Source organism: Bombiscardovia coagulans, from assembly GCF_002259585.1.
Lineage (GTDB): Bacteria > Actinomycetota > Actinomycetes > Actinomycetales > Bifidobacteriaceae > Bombiscardovia > Bombiscardovia coagulans.
In genome coordinates this window covers 707,762-732,252 of the sequence record NZ_MWWS01000004.1, presented here as the reverse complement: position 1 = coordinate 732,252, position 24,491 = coordinate 707,762, and the positions used below count along the sequence as shown (strand labels likewise).

20 protein-coding genes and 2 rRNA genes are annotated in these 24,491 nt (G+C 49.1%); 20 read left to right on the top strand and 2 right to left on the bottom strand.

Annotated elements, in window-relative coordinates; genetic code table 11:
- The 4 genes from BOCO_RS04855 to BOCO_RS07560 all read left to right on the top strand — a co-directional run.
- Positions 1 to 331: ribosomal RNA gene (locus BOCO_RS04855) — 23S ribosomal RNA — on the top strand; the annotation flags it as partial.
- A gap of 192 nt (positions 332 to 523) precedes the next feature.
- Positions 524 to 640: ribosomal RNA gene (gene rrf, locus BOCO_RS04850) — 5S ribosomal RNA — on the top strand.
- 535 nt (positions 641 to 1,175) lie between these two features.
- A complete protein-coding gene (locus tag BOCO_RS04845; RefSeq protein WP_094722908.1) occupies positions 1,176 to 2,111 on the top strand; it encodes an aldo/keto reductase in 936 nt (311 codons plus the stop codon).
- A gap of 76 nt (positions 2,112 to 2,187) precedes the next feature.
- Entirely contained in the window at positions 2,188 to 2,436 is a 249-nt protein-coding gene (locus BOCO_RS07560; protein ID WP_094722907.1) for a hypothetical protein, read from the top strand.
- 20 nt (positions 2,437 to 2,456) lie between these two features.
- On the opposite strand, the gene BOCO_RS04835 is transcribed toward BOCO_RS07560, so the two are convergent.
- Together BOCO_RS04835 and BOCO_RS04830 are read right to left on the bottom strand one after the other, a co-directional pair.
- Entirely contained in the window at positions 2,457 to 3,281 is an 825-nt protein-coding gene (locus BOCO_RS04835) for a nitroreductase family protein (protein ID WP_094722906.1), read from the bottom strand.
- Between the two features lie 128 nt (positions 3,282 to 3,409).
- Complete coding sequence (locus BOCO_RS04830; protein ID WP_094722905.1) at positions 3,410 to 3,787, bottom strand: DUF4235 domain-containing protein; 378 nt, start codon at positions 3,785 to 3,787, stop codon at positions 3,410 to 3,412.
- A 63-nt stretch (positions 3,788 to 3,850) separates the two neighbouring features.
- Here BOCO_RS04830 and BOCO_RS04825 point away from each other — a divergent pair, with 63 nt between their 5' ends.
- From BOCO_RS04825 to BOCO_RS04750, 16 genes are all read left to right on the top strand, one after another.
- The gene (locus tag BOCO_RS04825) at positions 3,851 to 4,564 is read left to right on the top strand and encodes a histidine phosphatase family protein (RefSeq protein WP_244568740.1); all 714 of its coding nucleotides are present in this window, start codon (positions 3,851 to 3,853) and stop codon (positions 4,562 to 4,564) included.
- Between the two features lie 387 nt (positions 4,565 to 4,951).
- The gene (dnaK, locus tag BOCO_RS04820) at positions 4,952 to 6,829 is read left to right on the top strand and encodes a molecular chaperone DnaK (protein WP_094722904.1); all 1,878 of its coding nucleotides are present in this window, start codon (positions 4,952 to 4,954) and stop codon (positions 6,827 to 6,829) included.
- The gene (gene grpE, locus BOCO_RS04815; RefSeq protein ID WP_420835394.1) at positions 6,819 to 7,517 is read left to right on the top strand and encodes a nucleotide exchange factor GrpE; all 699 of its coding nucleotides are present in this window, start codon (positions 6,819 to 6,821) and stop codon (positions 7,515 to 7,517) included. Before dnaK ends, grpE begins: the two co-directional genes overlap by 11 nt.
- A gap of 62 nt (positions 7,518 to 7,579) precedes the next feature.
- Entirely contained in the window at positions 7,580 to 8,605 is a 1,026-nt protein-coding gene (locus BOCO_RS04810) for a DnaJ C-terminal domain-containing protein (protein WP_094722902.1), read from the top strand.
- Between the two features lie 38 nt (positions 8,606 to 8,643).
- Positions 8,644 to 9,198: a heat shock protein transcriptional repressor HspR gene (locus tag BOCO_RS04805; RefSeq protein ID WP_094722901.1), complete on the top strand. Its 555-nt coding sequence runs from the start codon at positions 8,644 to 8,646 to the stop codon at positions 9,196 to 9,198.
- A gap of 695 nt (positions 9,199 to 9,893) precedes the next feature.
- Positions 9,894 to 10,850 carry a mevalonate kinase gene (gene mvk, locus BOCO_RS04800; RefSeq protein WP_211278683.1) on the top strand — a complete coding sequence of 319 codons (957 nt, stop codon included), beginning with the start codon at positions 9,894 to 9,896 and terminating at the stop codon, positions 10,848 to 10,850.
- Between the two features lie 152 nt (positions 10,851 to 11,002).
- Entirely contained in the window at positions 11,003 to 12,094 is a 1,092-nt protein-coding gene (mvaD, locus tag BOCO_RS04795) for a diphosphomevalonate decarboxylase (protein WP_211278682.1), read from the top strand.
- A 38-nt stretch (positions 12,095 to 12,132) separates the two neighbouring features.
- A complete protein-coding gene (locus BOCO_RS04790) occupies positions 12,133 to 13,371 on the top strand; it encodes a phosphomevalonate kinase (RefSeq protein ID WP_211278681.1) in 1,239 nt (412 codons plus the stop codon).
- On the top strand, positions 13,368 to 14,495 hold the full coding sequence (gene fni, locus BOCO_RS04785; protein ID WP_094722900.1) for a type 2 isopentenyl-diphosphate Delta-isomerase: 1,128 nt from the start codon (positions 13,368 to 13,370) through the stop codon (positions 14,493 to 14,495). The genes BOCO_RS04790 and fni overlap by 4 nt, the downstream gene beginning before the upstream one ends.
- 442 nt (positions 14,496 to 14,937) lie before the next feature.
- A complete protein-coding gene (locus BOCO_RS04780) occupies positions 14,938 to 16,659 on the top strand; it encodes a DEAD/DEAH box helicase (RefSeq protein WP_094722980.1) in 1,722 nt (573 codons plus the stop codon).
- Between the two features lie 628 nt (positions 16,660 to 17,287).
- Complete coding sequence (locus BOCO_RS04775; protein WP_094722979.1) at positions 17,288 to 18,994, top strand: FTR1 family iron permease; 1,707 nt, start codon at positions 17,288 to 17,290, stop codon at positions 18,992 to 18,994.
- A 19-nt stretch (positions 18,995 to 19,013) separates the two neighbouring features.
- Positions 19,014 to 19,649 (top strand): iron transporter, encoded by a 636-nt coding sequence (locus tag BOCO_RS04770; RefSeq protein ID WP_094722899.1) that lies wholly within the window; start codon positions 19,014 to 19,016, stop codon positions 19,647 to 19,649.
- A 57-nt stretch (positions 19,650 to 19,706) separates the two neighbouring features.
- A complete protein-coding gene (locus tag BOCO_RS04765; RefSeq protein WP_094722898.1) occupies positions 19,707 to 20,981 on the top strand; it encodes a DUF2318 domain-containing protein in 1,275 nt (424 codons plus the stop codon).
- Between the two features lie 9 nt (positions 20,982 to 20,990).
- Complete coding sequence (locus BOCO_RS04760; RefSeq protein WP_094722897.1) at positions 20,991 to 22,313, top strand: ABC transporter permease; 1,323 nt, start codon at positions 20,991 to 20,993, stop codon at positions 22,311 to 22,313.
- Between the two features lie 20 nt (positions 22,314 to 22,333).
- Positions 22,334 to 23,548 (top strand): ABC transporter permease, encoded by a 1,215-nt coding sequence (locus BOCO_RS04755; RefSeq protein WP_094722896.1) that lies wholly within the window; start codon positions 22,334 to 22,336, stop codon positions 23,546 to 23,548.
- 80 nt (positions 23,549 to 23,628) lie between these two features.
- On the top strand, positions 23,629 to 24,489 hold the full coding sequence (locus BOCO_RS04750; RefSeq protein ID WP_094722895.1) for an ABC transporter ATP-binding protein: 861 nt from the start codon (positions 23,629 to 23,631) through the stop codon (positions 24,487 to 24,489).
- Positions 24,490 to 24,491: the final 2 nt, after the last annotated feature.

Below are 24,491 nucleotides of genomic sequence, written 5' to 3'. Positions count from 1 at the left end.
ACGCGAGCTGGGTTCAGAACGTCGTGAGACAGTTTGGTCTCTATCCTCTGCGCTCGTTGGAATCTTGAGGAGACCTGCCCATAGTACGAGAGGACCTGGGTGGACGAACCTCTGGTATGCCGGTTGTCACGCCAGTGGCACGGCCGGTTAGCTACGTTCGGATGGGATAACCGCTGAAAGCATCTAAGCGGGAAGCCCCCTCCAAGATAAGGATTCCGTGCACTCTTGAAGTGTGAGAGGCCCCATGTAGAACACGTGGTTGATAGGCCGGATGTGGAAGCTCTGTAAGGGGTGAAGCTGACCGGTACTAATGGCTGATGGTAATCATAATCCCAGCCTTTGATAGGGGTTGGTTGATGAGAGTGATGAACGTGATCAGGCGTGAAGCATGCGTGATGGTCAGGGTCGTTCTGCAAGCAGTCTAGTAATGAATGGATTATATGAAACGCGTCTACTAGCCGGTTCCCCGATTGTCACCCGGAACCTCACTTCTGTTGTGGAGGTGGTGGGATAAGTTAAGATTTGCGGTGGTCATAGCCTGGGGGATACGCCCGGTTCCATTCCGAACCCGGAAGCTAAGGCCCAGCACGGCAATGGTACTGCACTCGGTAGGGTGTGGGAGAGTAGCACACCGCCGCATTACACGTTATGGGTAGGACCCTGGGAAGCGTTTGTTTCCCAGGGTTTTACTGTATGTGATGGCGTGTGCTGGCTTGAGAGTGGTGTGTGAGAGTGGTTGTGTGAGAGTGTGTGAGTGTGGCTGTGTGAGAGTGTGTTGGTTTGGTAGTGCCGATCTTGAGTTGCTGGGGTGGTATTAGTGGTCTTGGGTTGTTGGTTTGGTCTTGGATGCTGGGTGTGTATGTGAGTTTGTGAGTGTGCCTGAGTGTGTGAGGTGGTGCTGGTGTGAGGTGGTGCTTGTGTGATGATGGTGCTCTTGTGTGTGGTGGTCGCTTTGGGTTTCGAGGGGGCGGGTGTTCAGTGTTTTCTTCGTGTGGGCTTGGCGGAGACGGGCTTACGATAGTATCCCACCAGGTAAGTGGGTGGAGCGTATTCTGGTAGTAATGGGTAGTTTTATCAGCTGGTGAAAGTTTGGTTATAAGGGTTTTAACTGTATACCAGTCCTTCTCACCCAACAAACACCAACCAACAACACAATAACAGGCAAAGGAGCGGTTATGAAGTATGTCCAACTGGGTGAATCAAATGTTCAAGCCTCTACAGTGGCCCTAGGTGTTATGAGGATGGACAGTAAGTCTCGTACTGAAGCTGGACACATAGTTGAGACAGCTATAGAAACACACATCAATTTCTTTGATACTGCCGACTGCTACCATGCAGGAGAGAGTAGCCGCAAACTAGGGCAGGCCCTTAAAGATACAGGTGTAGATCGACGTTCAGTGTTCGTGCAGACCAAGGTAGGAATTGTGCGCGATCACAATGATGCTATAGCTCGCTATGATTTTTCTCAACACCATCTCACAGAAGCAGTCGACCAAGAATTAGACAACCTCCAGAGCGATTATATAGATTTTCTTTTGCTGCATAGGCCAGATACCCTCGTTAATCTGGAAGAACTAGCACAGACGTTTCATGAGATGGAGTCATCAGGCAAAGTCAGACATTTCGGGGTAAGCAATGTCAATCCCATGCAAATAGAGATGCTGCAATCGGCTGTTGAGCAAAAGCTGGAAGTGAACCAGCTTCAGTTTGGACTGGGACATACGAGTATGCTCCAGCAAGAGTTTCACGTCAACATGGGGGATGACTCGAGCTTGGACCGTGACGGTGGTCTGATTTCGTATTCACGGTTAAAGCACATGAGTATTCAAGCTTGGAGCCCATTCCAATACGGCTTTTTCGAAGGAGTTTTCCTGGACAATCCTCAGTTCCCCGAACTAAATGCGAAATTGGATGATCTGGCCAGTAAGTATGGGGTAAGCACAAGCGCGATAGCTGTTGCATGGATTCTTCGCCATCCAGCAGGCTTTCAAGTTTTGCTGGGTTCTATGAATCCTGAACGTATCAGGCAGATGGCTGCAGGTGCAGATCTGGAACTCAGCGCCCAAGAGTGGTATGAGTTGTATACGGCCGCAGGGAACAAACTTCCCTAACACCCGTCCGGTTCCGAGCTATCTGACATATTATAGGTAGTATCGATAGTAGAGCGAGGAGCCACCGGAATTAATCATGCATTACTTTGTGCCAAAACGTTGTGCGTCAACTTCAAAGATTATGTATCACGACAAGGTGACGGCACAACGTGCGGCGGAGCAAAGTTACATTGACCGCGGTACACAGCTGTGGACCTACCGTTGCCAGTATTGTGGCTGCTGGCATCTTACCAGCCATGAGCCAGGCTCTTACCTGCCGTCCCCAGCAAATAGGCAGCAGAGGCAACGTTCACGTAAGCGTGGGTACAAGCCTCGGCGCCGTTAGAACCCATACGGTTAGCATCGTCATTTCTCTAAGTCAAACCCTTGCCTATGTATGGAGGGAGCCATGGGAGAATGGTTTTCCTTTGGGTTAAAGGCTTTATCCCTCATAATGCGGCTAAAGGTTTTTCGGGGTGCATCCTTGTGCCGGATATCACGATAATACTGGTATACGGTTTGGTCGAATTCTCCTAGAGCCTCACCGATATCCTGTTGAGTGGGACGTTGGTAGCTGTTTTCAAATATCTGTGCACGATGGGGCATGCGGGGCTTGGGATCAGGGTTTTGTGCTGGCTTGCCAATGGCTAAGCCGAGGACTGGATACACTAATGTTGGAAGGTCCAATATGTCTATTAGTAGGTCTGGGTCGTTGATAACCGACCCCAAAATAACACATCCCAAACCTAGTGAATTAGCTGCCGTTTCCATGGCGTGGAGTGCGAGCACTGCATCATTTTGTGCTTGCAGGAAGGAGTATCCGGAGTTAAGTATAAAACTGTCGTCAGATTCGGTCATAGAAGGATCTTCGGCGGCTACCAAGTCTGCATTGCGGCGCTGGTCAGCTAAGAAAATATACAGTAAGGGAGCTTTTGTGATATATAGTTGATGCGCATCTTGTGCGATAGTCTCAATGAGATTAGGGTCAGTAACGCGAATAGCGGACCATTCGTTAAAGTATCTACTGGTAGCAGCATGCTGGGCTGAGAGTTCTAGCATCTCTATTGTTTGCGAATCAATGGGGTCGCTGTCAAAGGCACGGATAGTTCGTCGTTCCAACAGTGTTCGAATTGTTTCGTTTGGGGCCTGCGATGATGAAGTTGAATAATCTGGTCTGGTGTATTTGTTCATGCTAGAAACGCTCATACACTGATTATGCAAATAGGTGACATTATTTTGCAAGCACTTTTTCAGAGTTTCATCTGAAATGTGATAGATCTTACCAGTAGATGAATGTATCAGTAAATAACTGCGCCAAACTATTTACGGGCGTGCCTGCGGTCTACGAGCGCCTGTGAACCTTTATCTGAGAGCTGAGAGACTACCGCAGTGAGGGCTGCTGATAAACCTGCGAATATGGCGCTCGCGATAAAGCCTTCTTCTTGATCATTGTTGTCATTGTCTATATTGCCAGTGGAGGTCTTGGCGATGGTACGATCCCATACCATCTTAAAGAGTTTTCCTACCAGTAAGCCGGTCAAGCTGGGAATGGCAAATTTGAGTAGCTTATCGCCTAGTGAATCAGGATCCTTGCTCACTTGTATACGCATGGCGTTGACTCTTTCATCTATTGCTTGAAGCTGTGCTACTACCTTGTCGGCAGTGGCGCTCGACTGGTGTCCATCGGCTTGGCTCATATTCCTATTATGGCACAAGTGCCTTCGCGTGGGATATGGGTTATCTCGACAGGGGAGAATGGTATGGTACAAACTATGAATTATTCTGCAAAATTAACCAGCAAAGAAGCTGAAGAGCGGGGATGCTTAGTCTTGTTGCGGCATGGTGAGACTGAGTGGAGTAAGTCCGGACAGTACACCGGCAGAACAGATTTACCACTGGTAGATGAAGGGCGTCAGCAGGCTCGGAAGGTTGGTCAGCGCTTAGCTCACGATTTCCCAGAAGGATTCGATGATGGTTGTATGTTGGTGAGCCCCCTGCAAAGGGCGCAAGAGACGGCCCAACTTGCGGGTTTTAGTGGTGTGCAGACACTGGACGCATTGGCTGAATGGGATTACGGTCGTGCAGAAGGGCGCAAATCCAGTGAAATAGACGCAGAGTTAGGCTGGGACTGGATGCTCTGGCGAGATGGGCCTCAAGCAATTGATGAGCGGTTAGGTGGTGACCGGCAAGCTCCTCTTCCATCTGGCGGAAGTGTGTTTGTGCGAAACAGTGACGGTGAGAGTTTGAAGCAGGCTGCGCAGCGAGCTTTGACGGTAGTGCATGACGTACAGCCGATGGTTGAGTCCGGGCACCGGGTGTTACTAGTAGCACATGCTCACATTCTTCGTATTGTGACTACCCAATGGTTGGGATTAGATCCTGCTGACGCTCAACTGTTCCGCTTGGATACAGCTCACTATGCAGTACTTTCTCGCTACCAAGGTAGCAATGTCCTCAAACGGTGGAATTGCTGAATCCTGATTGCTGGGATTGTATCGATACCGGCTGTCTACAACACATGGCGGAAAGTGTTGCTGCATTCATGAACGACGGGCTTGGATAGTCATTGCGGATTTTGTTACTTGTACTAGGCCTACAGACAGGTGTGATGAAACTTGTTAGTAGGCTGACTGGGGGCGTCAGTTCGATACATTTGACATTGACAAAAATTCTTTTCAAATTCGGGAATACTAACTTGCTCTTGGAAGTTGAGTGATGTAGGCTCAAGTTTAGAGGTAGTTGATAAACACTTCTCCTGGTAGGAGGAAGGGCAATGAGCTACCGAATGATGTGAGCGATAAACGTAAGAAATGAAAGGTCACGTTTGAAACGTGACATATACATAGCCAGGAGGCAACAACATGGCTCGTGCAGTAGGTATTGATTTAGGAACTACAAACTCGTGCATTGCCACACTCGAAGGCGGTCAACCCACCGTCATTGTTAACGCTGAAGGTGCTCGTACTACACCTTCGGTGGTGGCGTTCAGTAAGTCAGGAGAGGTACTGGTCGGAGAAGTGGCCAAGCGTCAGGCGGTGACCAACGTAGACCGTACCATCAGCTCAGTTAAGCGCCACATGGGAACTGACTGGACAGTAGAAATTGACGGGAAGAAGTGGACACCACAGGAGATTTCAGCTCAGATTTTGATGAAGCTCAAGAGAGATGCTGAGGCGTATCTTGGTGAGCCTGTCACTGATGCGGTCATTACCTGCCCTGCATACTTCAATGATGCTCAGCGTCAGGCAACGAAAGATGCTGGAAAGATTGCTGGGCTGAATGTTTTGCGTATCATCAATGAGCCTACAGCTGCTGCTTTGGCTTATGGTCTAGAAAAAGGCCAAGAAGATGAACGCATTTTGGTCTTCGACTTGGGCGGAGGTACTTTTGATGTTTCCTTGTTGGAGATTGGCAAGGACGACGATGGCTTCTCAACTATTCAGGTACAGGCCACAAATGGTGACAACAGGCTTGGTGGCGACGACTGGGATCAGAAGATAATTGACTGGCTCGTTGGTGAAGTGAAGAATAAGTACGGTGTAGACCTGTCTAAGGATAAGATTGCTCTTCAGCGTCTCAAGGAAGCCGCTGAACAGGCTAAGAAGGAGCTTTCTTCTTCCACTTCGACCAGCATCTCTATGCAGTACCTAGCCATGACCCCTGACGGTACTCCAGTACATTTGGATGAAACCTTAACCCGTGCTCGTTTTGAAGATATGACTTCTGACTTGCTGGGCCGTTGCCGCACGCCTTTCAACAATGTGCTTGCGGATGCCAACATCTCCGTACAAGACATTGATCATGTGGTGCTCGTTGGTGGTTCTACCCGTATGCCTGCTGTTAAGGATTTGGTCAAAGAACTTACGGGGGGTAAGGAAGCTAGCCAATCCGTTAACCCAGATGAGGTTGTGGCTGTCGGTGCTGCTGTGCAGTCCGGCGTCATTAAGGGTGATCGTAAGGATGTGCTGCTGATTGATGTGACCCCACTGTCGCTAGGTATTGAAACCAAGGGTGGCATTATGACTAAGCTGATTGACCGCAATACAGCCATCCCAACCAAGCGTTCCGAGGTATTCTCCACAGCTGAAGATAATCAGCCCTCAGTGCTCATTCAGGTCTACCAAGGTGAACGTGAGTTTGCCCGTGACAATAAGCCACTAGGTACATTCGAGCTCACTGGTATTGCACCTGCTCCTCGTGGTGTTCCTCAGATTGAGGTCACCTTCGACATTGATGCTAATGGCATTGTGCACGTTTCTGCGAAGGACAAGGGGACTGGCAAAGAACAGTCTATGACCATTACGGGTGGTTCGGCTCTTCCTCAGGAAGAGATCGACAAGATGGTTAAGGAAGCTCAGGCCCACGAAGCTGAAGATAAGCAGCGCCGTGAGGATACTGATACCCGTAATGGCGCAGAGGCAGCGGCATACCAGACTGAGAAACTTGTTGCAGACAACAAGGACAAGATTTCTGAGGACATTGCCAAAGAGGTGACCGACAAGGTAGAGGCCTTGAAGGAAGCCCTCAAGGGTGATGATATGGAGAAGATTAAGTCCGCGCAGTCTGAGCTGATGACTTCTGCTCAGCAAATTGGTCAAGCGCTATACGCACAGCAGGCTGCAGGTGATGCTGCTGGCGCTACAGGCGAAAGCGCTACTGGCACCGGCTCAACGGCTGATGATGATGTAGTTGATGCTGAAGTCGTAGATGATGACGATAAGAAGAAGGATGGCGAGTGACATGCCAGCATTCGATAAGGATGATTATCTGAATGGCATGCCGGACGCCGAGTCACTCAAAAGTGACCCGGCGTCCGCCGGAAATGTCGATCGTAATGAAGACGATGAAGCTACTGTTACTGATTCCCAGCAGGCCAAAGAACAGGAAAGCGCTACTGCTTCAGAAAAGCCTTCTAATGGTTCCCAAGAGTCTGCCAATACTGACAGTGGCAAAGGTGAACAAATACCGGATCAAGGGGACGAGAGTTTGACGCCTCTAGGTAAGGCAAAGAAAGAGGCCGCCGACTACTTAGATGCTCTCCAGAGGGAACGGGCTCAGTTTGTAAACTATCGCAACCGGACAGCTAAAGAGCAGGAGACTTTCCGCCAGCACGGAATTATCGATGTACTTACTGCTCTTTTGCCGGCTCTTGACGACATTGATCGTATTCGTGAACACGGTGGTCTGGACGATTCATTTGCTGCGGTTGCGGCGAAAATTGACAAGACCTTTGAAAAGTTTGGCGTTGAGAAATTCGGTGAAAAGGGTGAGGATTTTGACCCCACCAAGCACGAAGCTATCCTGCATAAGCCAGATTCTCAAGCTGAGAAGGAAACTGTAGATACCGTAGTTGAAGCAGGATACAAGATCGGTGATCGAGTTATTCGAGCCGCTCGGGTAGTTGTTGCTGCACCCGAAGAGCAGTAACTTTCCTGTTGACGTCTGATTTGTAGATACTCACGGCACTAAGACAAAGAAAGGAGACATGGATGGCTGAAAACGAATGGCTGAGCAAGGACTTCTATAAGGTCCTTGGTGTCTCCAAGGACGCTAGTGATGCGGACATTACTAAGGCTTACCGCAAACTCGCTCGCAAATACCATCCTGACCTCAATAAAACAAAGGAAGCAGAAGAGAAGTTTAAAGATGTCTCTGAGGCTTATGATGTTTTAAGTAATAAAGATGAGCGTAAGAAGTATGATGCTATTCGACAGTTTGGTTTAGGCGGAGCTAGGTTTGCGGGCGGTTCGGCCAGCTCGGATGGTGGATTCTCTGCTGACGGTTTCCAAGATATTTTTGGATCCGTGTTTGGCGGTGGAACTGGAGGACCTGGAAGTTCTCGTATTCGCTTTTCAACAAGTGGCGGTGGCCCAGATTTGTCTGATCTATTTTCGGCATTTGGAGGTGCTGCCTCCCATGATGATGGTGCATACAGTAGTGGAAGGCAATCGTATAAGCAGCCGGAAGCTACTAAGGGGGCTGACAGGACATCCCACATTACGTTGACTTTTAAACAGGCAGTCAAAGGAGCAACGGTTTCTCTGAGCGTAGGTGGGTCTAAATTTAAGACCCACATCCCAGCCGGTGTGAAAGATGGGCAGAAGATCCGCCTTGCTGGCAAAGGTCACGCTGGAACATATGGTGGTCCTAACGGCGACCTTTACTTGACCATTAGCGTTCAGCCCAGCAGTCGTTTTACGATGCGGGGTAAAGACGTGGTTATGGATTTGCCTGTTACGGTGAAAGAGGCTGCCTTGGGGGCCAAGGTAGAAGTTCGCGACATCGATGGTGAACCAGTAACTTTTAAGGTACAGGCTTGTTCGTCTAGCGGTGACGAAGTTCGTATTAGCGGCAAGGGTGTTCAAGATAGGCGTCAGAAGGGTGATCTTGTAGGCAAGGTTTCGATACAGCTACCCAACAAGCTTGGTTTGGCGGCCAAACACGTCATCAAAGAGTTTGCTAAAGCAACTGAGAACTTTGAACAAGAGCTTGCTGATGAACGGATGAGACTATAAAGGTGGTGTTTGTCACCTGAAAACTAGGGGTGAATGTAATGGCAGCGTTAGATCAGCAGATGCGGAACGTGTACTTGGCGTGTGCACGAGCGCTAGTGGCATCTGAAACAAATTTGGATCACATTGATGATCGTGGTATTGACATTAATTTGCCAGTATTCAGTGTTGGCCAAGTTGCTCAGCTGGCAGACATTCACCCACAAACCTTGCGCCAGTATGACCGCTTGGGACTCATTGTCCCCGATCGAACAGAAGGTGGTGCTAGGAGATATTCTTTGCGTGATATAGATAGGCTCTATCAGGCTCAGCATTTGAGCCAGGATGAGTCGATTAATATTGCTGGTGTAAGTCGCATTCTGGATCTAGCTGAGGAAAACCGGCAATTGCGTAGACAGATTCGGCGCATGCGCAAACCTGAGGGTAGTAATATTTTTGAGGCAAGAGTCAACGGAGAAGTAGTTGAAGTTGAACGGACCGGTCATTCTCAAGTCTGGCATCGGCAAACAAGTGTTTACGTTGAGGAGTTGTCTCATCATTCAAAGTCTGATACTCATTCGATGTCAAAATCTCTAGTTGTATGGGGTTTACACTAAAGCTGTGAGTACTTGCATGTGTGTCAAAGGAAATTCGGACATAGTGTATGTTGCACTATTGCCTTAAGCAAGTAGCGCGAACAACAAGGTTGCCGTCACACAAGAGGTAAAAACTACGATGCTGTGAAAACCCTTTAGGTTTCATCGTCTGGTACTTTTGCTGAAACAGTGGGATGGGATTCGCGGTTGTGTATCCTTACCGCAGCAATTGACAATTGAGCTATTTCAGATTGCGCAGGCGCATTGGTTGAGATGGTAGGCTGTTGGATACCAGAGTAGTCCTCGCTGATGGTAACAGAGAATTCTGGCGATGGTAACAAAATGGAGTTAAGTAGTAGCCATGGTGATTGGTAAAGGCATAAACTCTACTAGTGCTGTTTCAGGTGTAATTGAGAGTATATAGTCAGCGTGTGTGTAGATAGTTCAGAATGTACGCGACATATGACGGCAGAGTAGCTGTTATCAAGCAATAAACAAATAATTGGTGTCCGTTTGCTTAACTGACAATAGGTTGTAATCTGTGCAAAATCCCTATGATTTTTTGGCCCAGACACTTGTTAGAGGGAATACAATTACAAACTGAGAACGTTATGACTGTGCACTACAGACAGGTGTCATGTGCTACTGAAATAACTAGAGCTTAGGCAGGGAGTGAGACTACGTTGGGGTTCGCATATGGGGAAGACTCGCAAGAGGTGAGCAGAAAGGTGCAAGCGTTGCCGCACGAAGGCTACGGTCAAACTTGGGCAAAAACAATCCTCATAGGCGAGCACTCGGTGGTTTACGGACACCCTGCCCTAGCGTTGCCCTTGCACAGTTTGAAAATGCAAGCGTGGGCTACTCCCATTGCTTCAGGACAGCAGGCACAATTAGAAGCCTTAGATTATTCAGGGTCTTTGGAAGAGTCCGGGGGAACGTTTGGTGGCTTGAAACGTGCTGTGGAAGTCACACTCAATTTTCTACATCATCCACAACAAGCCTTCAACATCCGAACCCAATCTGATTTTCCTGCGGGACGGGGATTAGGTTCTTCGGCTGCTGCTTCAGGAGCCGTCATACGAGCCATCTTGGATGCATATGATGTAGAGGTAAGTCGAGAGCAGCTATTGGACTTAACGAACCAGGCTGAAAAGATAACACATGGGCATCCATCAGGACTGGATGCTGCTACCACATCTGGGCTGAAACCAGTTCGTTTGGCTGCAGGGAGCATGAGTACGATACAACCTCAAGGTGATGCTTACCTGGTGATTGCTGACACTGGCGTTGTCGGGTCTACTAAAGAAGCTGTAGAAGGGGTGCGCAGTCGCTTCCAGGAAGACCCAACGGGTGTTGGTCAGTTGATGGATTCTTTAGGTGAACAGTCTGAGGCGGCTATTCGAGATCTTGAAAACGGGCAGATGGAATCTCTGGGCCATCGAATGAATGAAGCTCAGGTGCTGCTGAATGCTCTACAGATAGGGCATCCTAAGCTGGATCTACTCGTTGAGACTGCGCGCTCGTGTGGAGCATTGGGGGCGAAGCTCACCGGCGGCGGTTTGGGCGGTTGCGTGTTGGCCTTAGCAAGCACTAAAGAAGATGCAGATAGAATTAGCAAAGCTCTTCGGTCTGACGGTGCTCAGCAGGTTTGGCTTCATCAAATGGTAGCTTGAGCATGCTTGCAAGGGCAGACAATCGTTTTCTTGTGCACCGCATATGGTGCTCTGATAGTGGGGATACTGTCAGATTTTTACCGTTACAGTCAAACGAGTGTCTGTCTGTGCGTAACCTATGAGATATGAACGTGAGGAGAGTACAGTCACAGATGGGTGAAAGTAATGACGAGCAGGCGACTAGCGTGCAGACGAGTACAGCGACCCTTTCTCACCGTGTACAAATGAGGGAAGAGGGTATACCGGTCATAGGCCGGGGTCAGGCACGAGCCAATGCAAATATTGCCCTCATTAAATATTGGGGCAAAGCTGATGAGGATCTCATCATACCGATGACATCTAGTCTTTCTCTCACTCTTGATGGTTTATCGACCCGCACTGAAGTTGAGTTTCTTGATGCAACCGCTGGTTCTGATTTGTTAACTATTGACGATCAACCACAGGGTGGCAGGGCTTTAGGGCGTATTTCTCAATTTTTAGACGTCATTCGCAAGCGGGCAGATATTGACGCCCCTGCTCGAGTGAGTTCATATAACACGGTGCCGTACGGAGCTGGGCTCGCTTCCTCTTCATCAGCATTTGCTGCCTTGGCAGGAGCCGCCTGTGCCGCAGCAGGGTTGAACGTGAGCAGACAAGATCTTTCTCGCCTAGCGCGCCGAGGATCAGGTTCGGCCTGTCGTTCAATTTATGGTGGACTAGTTCAGTGGCAGGCTGGTCATGACGATGCGTCTTCTTATGCTGAGCCTGTCGAAACTGATATGGACTTAGCTCTGATTGTGGTACTTATATCCGGGCAAGAGAAGCATATTTCGAGCCGACAGGCTATGCGACACACCATGAGTACCTCCCCATTTTATCGAGCTTGGGTGGAGCAAAGTAAAGATGATTTGGAGCAAGCGCTTGTTGCGGTGCACACTAACGATATCAATACGTTAGGTGAGATTGTGGAGGCAAACGCTTTGAGCATGCATGCTGCGATGATGGCAGCTCGACCTGCTGTTTCGTATTGGTTGCCAGACACGCTCGTCGCTTTTGAAGCCGTACATCAGATCCGGTCTGATGGATTGGATGCGTGGGCAACTATGGATGCGGGTCCGAATATAAAGGTATTAACTTCTGGACAGCAGGCCATACAAGTTGCCGAGGAGTTGCGCGAGCGTCTACCTGGTGTCAATATTCAAGTACATAGGCCAGGTCCTGGTCTTCAAGTCAATGGTGCTGGGGACGGGAGAACGCTGAAATAAACAGGTAAACAGGACTGTGGTGGAACAAGAACACCGGCATGGATAAACGATGGGGTATGCAAATGGGAAAGACGGTTACTAGGATTCGATGCCAGGCTCAAGCGGCAGGCAAGCTGTACTTGGCGGGCGAATATGCTGTTGTAGAACCTGGTCATCCTGCTGTAGTAGTAGCAGTAAACCGCATGCTTACAGCAGAAGTTACAGGGTGTAAAGGGGACGAAGATACTGTCAATCTTTCGGCGTTGGTTTCAGACATAGACCTTCAATGCGGAAAGATCGAGTCTGTAGGACGTCCACAGGATAGCTTGCAGTGGCATCGTGAACATGGGATCATAACTCCGGATAGTGAGTGTGCTCAGAATTCTTATATTTTGGCAGCACTGCAAACTGTAGAAGAGCTTGCTGTATATAAAGGCGTCCTAGTTCGTCCCTTTGATGTGTCTATCTCTAGCCAGCTAGACGCAGATTCCTGTAAAAAATATGGTTTAGGGTCGTCTGCCGCTGTGACCGTGGCTACGGTTCGGGCTCTACTACAGTTCTATGGTATAGAACTGTCACCATTGGCTACATACAAGCTGGCTTATCTGGCTACAGGCAAGGCGCAGAGTTTAGGTTCTGGTGGAGATTTAGCCGCCAGTCTTTTTGGCGGTTGTATTCGCTTCTGTTCTCCAGACAGGATTTGGGTGCGCTCATTAGCTGATCAGGTGCCTTTGGCTGAACTTGTCGAGAGACCTTGGCCGGGGCTAGCCATAAACCGTCTGGATGCTTTTGGTGATGACTCAGCCTTGCAACTGTTAGTAGGTTGGACAGGTAGTCCGGCGTCTACCCCATCACTGGTGGCTTCAGTCAAAGCAGGTTCTGCTGATGGAAAACGCCACGATTACGAGGAATTCTTAAGCAGTTCAGATGTGTGCGTCGACGCGCTTGCTAGAGCCTTAGAAACCGGTGATATTGCTGCCGTTAATAATCAAATAGTCCGAGCAAGAGATCTCCTCTCGGGTCTGTCACAATTGACAGATACCGCCATTGAGACAGATGCTTTGCGGGCATTAGTTGAAATAGCTGCAAAGTATGGCGGTGCTGCTAAATCGTCCGGAGCTGGCGGCGGTGACTGTGGTATCGCTATTGTAGCTGCTGATCATCAAGCACAAGCACAAAGTATTGAAGATGCTTGGGCTGCGTCGGGCATCGAACCACTAGGACTAGCGGTCAGTAATGAACTGGTCCCTGTCCAACCATGGTCTCCCACGGAGAGTCAGGAGAATGAGGCTGCATGAGTAGCCAAGAGTATGAGCATGAAGGTTTCAATCCTGGAGTAGATGCTAATCCCGATTCTCAACGAAAAAACGACCATATTCGATTGGCTCTAGAGCAACAGCAGACCGTACAACGGAATGCTTTTGATGATATTCGCTTTGTCCATCATTCCTTGCGAGCGGTGGACCAGTCTAGTGTCGACACCAGCACCAGAGTATGTGGTGCACATTGGCGGATGCCCTTTTACATTAACGCGATGACGGGTGGTTCAGCTCAGGCTGGTCACATTAATGCTCTTCTTGCACAAGCTGCTCAGAGGACAGATCTCGCTATGGCTACAGGATCCCAGCATGCTGCTTTACGCAGAGCTGAGCTGGTCCCTACATTTACGACTGTGCGCAAACACGATCCGGTAGGTTTTGTTTTTGCTAACGTGGGACCAACGGTCAGCCCAGAACAAGCGGTGCAAGCTGTTGAGATGCTTGAAGCTAATGCACTTCAGGTACATATCAACCCTGTCCAAGAAGCAGTCATGACCGAGGGTGACAGAGATTTTGCCTCTTGGCCTGAGCGCATTCGGGCGATAGTACAGGCTGTACCAGTACCCGTGGTAGCTAAAGAAGTTGGATTCGGATTCAGTCGTCCTACAATTGAGCTTTTAGCCTCTCTGGGTGTTTCGAGTGTAGACGTGTCAGGTCGTGGAGGCACGAATTTTGCTGTTATCGAGAACAGTCGGCGTACCGATCATGCTTACTGGTACATGGACGACTGGGGATTCTCGACAGTTTTGTCTCTGCTGGTAGCCAACCAACCGGAACCGATTGCTGGCCTTCAATTGCTGGCCTCCGGTGGTGTCCGCAGTCCTCTGGATCTCGTAAAGGCGCTTGCTTTAGGCGCTCAGGCTGTGGGTATTTCTGGTCACTTCTTGCAGGTGCTCACTCAAAACGGGGTAGCAGGGCTTGTTGCAGAAATTGAATCGTGGTCTGTGCAGCTTAGGTCTTTGATGTCCCTGTTGGGAGCTTCCACGATTAGTGATTTGCAAGCTACTGACTTGTTGATTACTGGTTCAACGGCTCAGGAAGCAAGTCTCCTCGGTGTAGATGTGTCTGCCTTCGCAAGGCGTAGTGAGGGCCATCTCCTGTAAAGGGTATGCAAGCTCTTGTCTACTGACCAGGTACTTCAGTTGCTCTTGGCTGAAGTGCGTCTTCCATTGTTTGGTGTTCCTACTAGTTCTAGGTAGTAGTAGTCCTTGCGGTTCATTGTGGGACATGCGGCAGTCATTAGTGTTCGGCAGGCATGGTCTGTGCTAGACTGAACCGGTTGGCTCACATGCTCTTATGAAAAATGCATCGGGTCAATCGTCGCCTGAATGCTCTGATTGCCGGTAATATCCGCGAAATTCTTTGCTTTGCTCGCGGCCATGTGGGCTGCTGACCGGTTGCCTGCTGGACTTACTTGGTGGAAGGTTGATGTTGTCAACAATTACAATACCCTCAGTGGGTAAAGTGCGCTCTCAAACGCACCATTCAGTTGCGAATTTCGATAATGCAGATACGGATCAGATGAATACGTTAACAGTAAACAAAATGAGTGAAACAGCTATACAACAGAGTGCAGATAGTAGCGAAACCAACGGTCATCAGGACCATGATAAGCCCAAGACATTTGCTCAATTAGGAGTACCAGATTCTCTTGTACGTGTCCTCAAATCCAAGGGGATGACCACTGCTTTTCCTATCCAGGAAGATACCCTTCCAGATTCTTTGGCAGGAAGGGACATTCTGGGTCGTGGTCGCACGGGATCAGGCAAAACATTGGCCTTTGTGCTGCCACTAGTTGCACGCTTAGCAGAGTCTGCTCACAATCATCGTGACACTCGTAATGCCCGGGACCGTCGTTCGCTGCCGGCGCCACGAGGCCTTATTCTCTCTCCTACCCGCGAGCTCGCTAACCAAATTGACGAGGTGTTGTCTCCCTTAGTGCATGCAGTTGGCTTAAATACGTGCACTATATACGGCGGAGTACGTCAAAACCGACAGGTCAATGCCTTGCGCTCTGGTGCGCAAATCGTAGTTGCCTGCCCTGGACGCTTAGAGGATCTTCTCCAACAGCATTTACTGACGTTAGATGATGTAGAAATTACCGTCCTCGATGAGGCCGATGAGATGTCAGATATGGGCTTCCTGCCTGCTGTGGAGCGGATATTAGGTCAGGTTCGTGATGACGGTCAGCGCATGCTGTTCTCTGCCACTCTTGACCATGGCGTAGATGCTGTTGTTCGTCGCTTCCTCCATGATGCTAAGGTTCACGAGGTCGATTCAGCTACCCAGCATGTCGATCAGATGACCCATCATATTTTCGAAACAACCCAGGCAGATAAGCATGATTTGGTTCGCAAGCTGGCCTCCGGTAAGGGTAAGCGGATTCTCTTTACCCGAACCAAATTCCAAGCCAAAAAGTTAGCTGCTCACCTGACTAATAACGGTATTCCGGCAGCTGAGCTACATGGTAACCTTTCGCAAAACCAGCGTGATCGCAACCTTGCAGCTTTTAGTAGTGGACAGGTGCGTGTACTAGTAGCTACAGATGTGGCTGCGCGTGGAGTGGACGTGTCTGGAGTCGACCTGGTGGTCCAAGTCGATCCACCAGCAGATCCTAAGTCCTTCCTACACCGTTCTGGTCGTACGGCCCGTGCAGGTAAAGCTGGTGATGTAGTTACTATTGTGCTTCCAAACCAGAGGCGTGACACCAGGCGCATGCTCAAGATTGCTCACATTGATGCTAAACCTAACTATCAAGTAACTGCCGATTCTGAAATCGTTGAAGAACTCGTAGGGGAGGCAGCACCCCGCGTTGACGGTTGGACTTTGGAGTCTTTGCGCCCAGCTAAAACCCCGGGTTCAGGCCGCAGAAGTGGTGGTAGTCGCGGCGGCCGCGGCGGTCATCGTGACGACCGCAAGGGTGGTAGGCGTCCATATCGTTCCCACGACTCTAGAGATACTCGGTATTCGCAAGGCTTTAGCGATGAGTCTTCCCGGCGCTCAGACAAGCGCAATCGTAACCGGAGCAAAGGCTACAAGCATCAGGATGACTCCCAGCAGGACGGTCCCATTGATGCCCGCGGCGGTCGTGATCGCGGTTACAAGCGTCATGCTGAGGGCGGGCAGGGTAAGTTCCGCACTGGTCGTCAGGAAGAACGTGGAGAAAAGCGTCGTGGAACTAGTAGCACCCGATCTGGTGCACCACGCGGTATCCAGCATCGCACTAACCGCAGCAAGCGCTCAAGCAATCCCTTCCGCGGTCGCTAAACTTCGCGTTTGATAAGCTTCCAGCCATTCGTCAGCAAGTGTGAACTGTCGTGTAGCGAACCTGATTCGGTAGCTTACGGGACGGATACTTCGTGTATTGTCATCTTTCATAGTGAATAGAGGCACTAGGAATACGGTTTTACTGTATTCCTATGTGTTTTGGTAGTAAAGACGACAGCGGCTGCTGTGTTATGCAGCAGGGTAGGTGCTCAGTAAAAGAAGAGCAGTTGGTTTGCTGCTTATTCTCATCGGCATTGAAACCCCGTCTGGTGAAAGTGTCGCCTGGAAGACGATTGCATCCCAAAGTGCACCAGTGCAGAGTGTCCCGCTGTCTATAGTGGACAACCTCGCGTAGATGAGCACTTCTGTCAATTACTAGCCTTGTATAAAAAAGGTCAAAATACTCTATTTTTTACAGAAAATCAAGTCTTTCTTTCCTGCTTTTCCTGCCTTACATTATGTGTAAGTAGGTATTCGTGATACGAGTTCATGAAGGATGGCATGGGTTAAGAGCATGACTTGGTTAAGTAGGTTGCGAGGCAGCGGGCAGGGCATGGCCGATTCGGTGTTCTGCTGTGTGTACAGGTGCTTTTTGCGTGCTTGTATAGGCCTATGCTTCGGTCTACTCATGCTGGTGCTGTCCACACTCGCTCCTGCTGAAGTAGTTGCTGTGTCACTGGTGCACTCACCAGCTCATACCACCACGGCGGCTGCGGTTACACCCGTCGCTCACGGCTATGATAGCTGGTCACAAGCGGCTCAAGAAGCCGTTGCCTATGTGTCTTCAGGTCAGGAAGCATACACACGCGGTGATGCAGTGGAAGCAGATTCAGATTTTTCTGCTGCCTTGAACACCTCGTACACGGCTTCAAACTTAGCTGTCATGACAGCACAGAGATTGGGCGTTGAGCGACGTTCGAATCTGGATCAACTGTTTCGAAGTCTCTTGGACGCAACATATACGCCCAATCAAGCAGAACACATCAACCAGCTCGTTCAAGAGCTGAGCGTCGGTTTGATGGATACAGCTCAAGAGTTAGATAGTCAAGCAGGTACACCAAAACCTCGTGAATACGCCAAGCAGCTTGAGCAGCAGATTCAGCGTGAGCGTCAGCAGCTTGATGCCAGTAAAAAGCACAGCAACGCAGGTAGAGGAGAGAAGACCTGGACCCAAGTGGCTCAAGAGATGACAGTAATCCTTGACGATGCATACAAGGCATCTGCTGCTGGGGACGGTGCCCAAGGCTCGACTTTGGTGAATAAAGCCTATTATCAATACTACGAAAAGCTAGGTTTTGAAAAGAACGTGATGAACGCTATCTCGGGCAGTAGGGTTTCCGAGGTTGAGTACCAATTTAAGCAAACTCGTATGGCTATGTCTGCGGGGAAAGATGCAGCAAGTATTAAACCCTTGGTCAGCGACCTCAAAACGATGCTAGTGGCAGACGCTCAGACGCTCGACAGGGGAGCAGCCCGACAGGTAAGCGGTTTCACGAACTTTATCACATCAGCCTTCGGACAGGCTTTTATCGTTTTGCTCCGGGAAGGTTTGGAAGCAATCCTCGTTGTGGCAGCCATTATCGCTTACCTGGTGAAATCTGGGCATAAGGACAAAGTACAACCTATTTACTGGGGGATTGTTGCAGGCTTGTTCGCATCGTGTGTAGTGGCCTTGCTCTTTACACTACTGTTTCATGGCAATGGTCCGCAACAGGAGATTCTGGAAGGTGTAGTTGCACTCATTGCTATGGTCATGCTTCTCTTTACCAGTAATTGGATGCTCTCAAAATCTTCAGTTACCTCTTGGAATCAGTATATTAAAGCTCAAACGGTAGCAGCTATCTCTCGCGGTAGTATCCTATCCTTGGCTTTACTCTCCTTCCTGGCAGTATTTAGAGAGGGTGCAGAAACAGTCATGTTCTATCAGGCTATTATTGCTATGGCTCCTAGCGGGCACCAAGAAATCTGGGCAGGCTTTGCAGTCGCTACAGTTGTGCTGGTACTGATCTTTGTACTCATTCGGTTCACTTCGGTGAATATTCCTATTCGTCCATTTTTTATCATTACATCTGCTCTGATGGCAGTTATGGTAGTCATTTTTGCTGGTGGTGGTGTACATGCGCTGATAGAGGGTGACCTCATACCGGCATCATATGTACCTGGATTGCCAACCAGTGATTGGTTGGGATTCTACCCTTACAAGGAGAGTATAGGCGCTCAAATATTGGCCATCATTGCAGTTGTTGTACTGTTTATCGTCTCTCTGGTCATGCAGAGCGGGCGCAGCGAAGCTCAAAAGGCAGCAGCATCCCAACAAGTAGTATCTCACCCATAATAGTAGTAAAGGATTACTCATGAAGTGCAAGAAGGTATCAGCGCTCGCCGCTTTAATTCTCGTTGGAGCCTTGGCTCTATCAGGTTGTGGCGGTAATAAGTCTGAAGGGCTGCGTGAAGCATCCTCACCAAAAGCTTCTGCTGAAACTGAGCAGTCAGGTAAGGAAAAGGATAAAGGTGCGGGATTTGAAGAAATTCCCATTCCTCCAGAAGATCAAGTGAAAGGTCCACTCACGATTGGTACCGTCTTCTTCCAGCCCATCGATATGGAACCGGCTGGCATGGGACTGAAAGCTGCTGAGGCAAGTTTGCATTTGGAAGCTGATATCCATGCAACTGCTGACAATAATTTAGGCTATGCTAAGGGTGAGTTTGTCCCCGATTTGACGGTGAAATACAAAATCGAAGATAAGAGTGGCGCCAGCCAACCTCAAGAGGGTACCTTCATGCAAATGAACGCATCTGATGGACCTCACTATGGTGCCAACATCAAGATGGATAAGGCTGGTTCCTATAAACTCACGTATACCATTGAATCACCTGCGCGTCGAGGATGGATGCTGCATACGGACCCGGAGACTGGCGTCAAAGGGCATTTTTGGACTGAGCCTATAGTTGTTTCTTGGGATTGGGATTACACTCCTCACGAGTGGTAAACCATGTTTTACATAGTGAAATAGTGGCGTAGTTAAGGTGAAAGGAGAGCGAGACTGATGTTGGTGCAATTCGTAACGGCCCTACAAGGGGTTTTAGGTCCTGCTCTCCTCACCATGGCTTATAGCGTCCTGTTATCACCAGGTAACAGTCGAAAGAAACCAGCCAGTGCTTATGTTCGTTTGCTGGGGTTGGTATTGGGCATACTGGCTGCTCTGGTGTTCGCTGGCATGCGGGCCATGGCTGTTATTAATCGTCGCACGATGATCAATATGCCAACTCTCTGGGCCTGCGTGATTGTTAATATGCTGTCTTTGGCATTGGTAATATGTGCTAGCAGTGCTGTTCATAATGGGAAGCAGCACACGAAGTTCATGCTGGTGTTGAACGCGGTAGCTGGCACTTCTCTTGGGTTGACTATCTTTCGTGCTTTACCGGATGTTATCCTTCAACTAACTAATTTTGTGGAACCTGGCGCACCTATGTTTACGTCAGACATGCTGCTCAGGGCTCTTGGTTTCCTCCTAGGATGTTTGACTGCCGTACTAGTTGCATGTATCTTCCGGAGTCTGAGGGCGACAAGCCCCCGAATAGCCTTTACTGTATCCAGTTGTTTGCTTCTTGCTCTGATTATCATTCAACAGGTGACTGCTCTTGCTGCTGTACTGCAAAATAGTGGCAATCTGGTCTTGCATGGGACTGCTTTTAGGTTGATGGCATACTTGTACAACGCAAAGAGAAGTCTAACTATCGCTCAGGTGGGTATTTTCCTCCTTCCAGCTCTTGGTTCAGTCATTGCCGGATACAAAATGCCTTTGCAGGCACCTGACCTAGCACAGGCCCGTATCCATAAGGCATTTAGGCGAAAGGCCATTAGAGGAGCTACATGGAGTTTGTTGGCAATAATTGGTGTCACCACAGCGCTCACTGTCGGGGTGCAACAAGCCTATAAGCAGCCAGTGCTTTCTCCGCCTGAGGCATACGCTCGCAAGGCTGACCATATAGCTATTCCTCTGTCTCAGATTGGAGATGGACACCTTCACCGCTTTGAGTACAAAGCCAAAGACGGAACCCTAATGCGCTTTATTGCTATTAAAAAGAACGGCGGAGCTTACGGTGTGGGTTTGGACGCTTGTGAAAATTGTGGTTCAGCAGGTTACTATGAGCGCGACGGCAAGATTATTTGCAAGCGTTGTGACGTGGCTATCAATATTGCGACTATTGGTTATAAGGGTGGCTGTAACCCAATACCCTTTGCGTATACCACCGCACAGGGGAACATTGTGATCCAAACATCCACTCTAGATGCCTTGTCGGCTGTCTTTCAAGGATGAAGGATTGATATGTTTTTCCTGAAAATGATAACTAGTTCCTTCAAACGGCAGAAGGGGCGCAAGCTGCTTATTGCGCTTACTGTCGGTCTTTCTGCGTGCGTAGCTGTGGCTATGCTAGGTGTAGTTTTTGATGTAGGGGATAAACTCAATGCTGAGCTTTCGACTTACGGTTCGAACATTACCGTGCAGCCCAAGTCGCAAGCCGTTGTTGCAGATTTGTACACTCGTTCTGAAAAATCAGCTGAATCCTCATCACAGCTTTCTACCCCCAATGCAGGTTCGGCAACTCCTAGTGCAGTGATTCAAGAGTCTGAAGTAGCTAAGATTAAAAGCATTTTTTGGGCCTACAACATTGAGGATTTTGCTCCCCGCCTAGATATTACGGCCAATTGCAATGGAGTTAGTGTCCCTATTGTTGGCACTTGGTTTCATAAGACCCTCCAGTTAGATTCTGGCGGCAGCAGTCAGGTCGGAATGCCTGGCCTGCGTCCTTGGTGGAAAGTGCAAGGAAAATGGCCGCGAGACAACACCAAGGAAGCCATGATAGGAAAAGACTTGATGGCTGAATTAGGAGGAAAGGGTGTAGGCGATAGGCTGACTTTGAGCCTGGGAAGCCAGCAAGTAGAAGTGGTCATAGTAGGTAGCTTCGATTCTGGTGATGATGATTCTTCTTCCCTGTACCTTCCCACTGCTGTGGCTCAAGAACTTGCTGCTATGCCTGGACAAGTCGACAGGGTAGAAGTCAAAGCTTTGACAACTCCTGAAAATGAATTAGCCCGTAAAGCAGCCCGTAATCCCGCTGCTTTAACTCAAGATGAGTGGGAGACTTGGTATTGCACAGCGTATGCCTCATCGATCGCCTACCAAATTGAGGAAGTTATCTCCGGTTCGGTCGCCAAGCAGGTTCGGCAGGTTGCTGCCCTCCAGGGAGATGTACTCAACAAGACTCAAGCGGTGATGCTGCTCATGACTGTATTGAGTCTACTTGCCGCCGCAGTAGCTGTGGCAAATCTTCTGGCCTCATCTATCACTGAACGAGTCTCAGAGTTTGCTCTTCTCAAAGCAGTGGGAGCCACAGATGGGTCTATCTATCGGTTGATCCTCGCTGAAACAGGATGCATTGGATTGTTTGGCGCGATAGTGGGGTCACTGTTAGGTACTGGCATGGCGCAGATTGTGGGCATGGTGGTATTCCATGCCTCCATTGACATGCATCCGATGGTCTTTGTGTGGGTGTTTGTATTGCTTGCTCTCGTGATTTTACTGGCCTCAGTTTCTGCTATTCGTTCCATTCTTCGTTTGAGCCCGGCCCAGGCCCTGCACGGGCGCTGACATTTGAGGTAGTGAGTCTTATGAAAAAGAATACAAAAGTTACCACGAGCGGCAATACCCGGATGTTTTTCAGGATGGTATATGGGGCCCTCTTTCGTAGGCGCAGCCGAGCCCTCATGGCAGTGTTAGCTTCAGCTGTAGGAGCGGCAACACTCTTTTGCTTAGCTGCGGTCTGTATAGCAGTACCAGCACAAATGAATCAAGAGATGAGGGCTTATGGAGCCAATCTAGTTGTAGCTCCCATTGAACGAGGTGATCATGCTCGTCGGGACATCGACAATGCGATGGTGGAACATACCACTGAGATGGTCACTGCCAAAAGTTCTGCTCGTCATGCTTGTTACCGTTATGAGAATGTGAGGATTAACAACGCCTCCTACCTGATGGCGGGTATTGATCCTAGTCAGGTGCATGCCCTCAACCAACACTGGAATGTAACTGGACATTGGCCTAGCCCTGGAAAGATTCTTGTCGGTCGAGATTTGGCAGATAATCTGGGAGTATCTATAGGGAGTACGGTCGAAGCTCGTTTCTTGCGTGAAGATAGTCAAGAGCCTAAAGTTGCTGGTCAGTGGCAGAAAGACCAGATCATCGGCGCGGCAAACTATCAAATAGCTGGAATTGTTGATACTGGTGGTGCTGAAGATAAAATCGTGTATGCAACTCTGGCTGATATGGAACATGTAACCCATCTCAAACGTGGTACCGATGTCATCGAGTACTCTTCTAGCGCAGTCGGACCAGAGCTTGCAGCAATTGCTGACAGCATCAACGAGATGACCTCTATGGGAGTGAGGGCACAAACTGTTACGAAAATTTCATCTGCAGATACGCGAATTATTACTATGTTGCAGACGCTCTTCTGGATGATCTCATTAGTGGTTTTAGTGCTTACATTGGTTGGTGTAGGAGCCACCATAACTTCTATGGTCTCTCAACGGCGCAGCGAAATTGGTCTACGCAAGGCTTTGGGAGCTTCCGCTGCAAGTCTGGCATCTGAGTTTTTTGTGGAATCTGGTGCATACGGATTATTGGGTGGACTAGTGGGTACTGGACTGGGATATGCTTTCGCCTACTGGCTGTGCTCTTCAGTGTTTGGGCGTGCCTTAATATTCAACTGGTGGTTGGGTATATCTTCGGTATTACTGAGTGCCATTATTGCTGTCATCGGTTCCATACATCCCGTTGTTCGAGCATCTCGCATTGATCCTGCTGTGGTGCTGCGAGAGGAGTGAATCGTGAAGGTTATACACAATACAACACACAAGTTGAGAGTTCCAGAGTTTTTCAGAAGGCAAGTGGAAGGAAAATGAGAATGACAGAGGGAAATGATGAGCGGCATACAGTTCAGCCTCAGGTCCAACTTTTACTTGATTTAGAACATGTTTCTAAAATTTACGGTGACGTACATGCATTAGATGATGTGAGTTTACAAGTGAATGAAGGCCAGTGGCTGGCTGTTGTGGGTTCTTCGGGATCAGGCAAGACAACTCTCATGAATATTTTAGGCTGTATGGATACACCGAGCCAAGGTTCGGTACGCCTTAGCGGAAAAGCTTTGGAAGATATGAGCCAATCTCAGCTGACCGACATACGCAAAGATGTTATAGGGTTGGTCTTTCAAAAGTTTTATCTCGTGCCTCACCTCACTGCTTTAGAAAATGTAATGGTTGCCCAGTATTATCATTCGGTTGTAGACCAGGATCAGGCTATGAGAGCTTTGGAAAGAGTTGGCTTGGTAGATCGTTCCCACCATTTGCCATCTGAACTCTCCGGTGGTGAGCAGCAGCGGGTTTGTATTGCGCGCGCATTGATTAATGAGCCCAAGCTTATTTTGGCGGATGAGCCGACAGGTAATCTTGACGAAGCTAACGAAAAGTTGGTGTTGGAACTGTTCCAGCAACTGCATGAACAAGGTACCACCTTGATTGTCGTTACGCATGATGCCCTGGTGGCTTCTTGTGCCCAACGGGAGATTATGCTCAGTCACGGTCAGTTGGTAGGCGAACACTGGAATGATGACCATGCCCACCAAGCATACTTAGCTGCTGGTGGTAGATCAGCGCTTGCAGATGTCAGTGGAGGTATTCCTGTTGACCTGCTTACTGAAGATCTTCCAGTAGGATTTACCGGTTCTGTAGAGGAGGGTGTACCTCGTTCGATTTCTCAGCAGTGAGT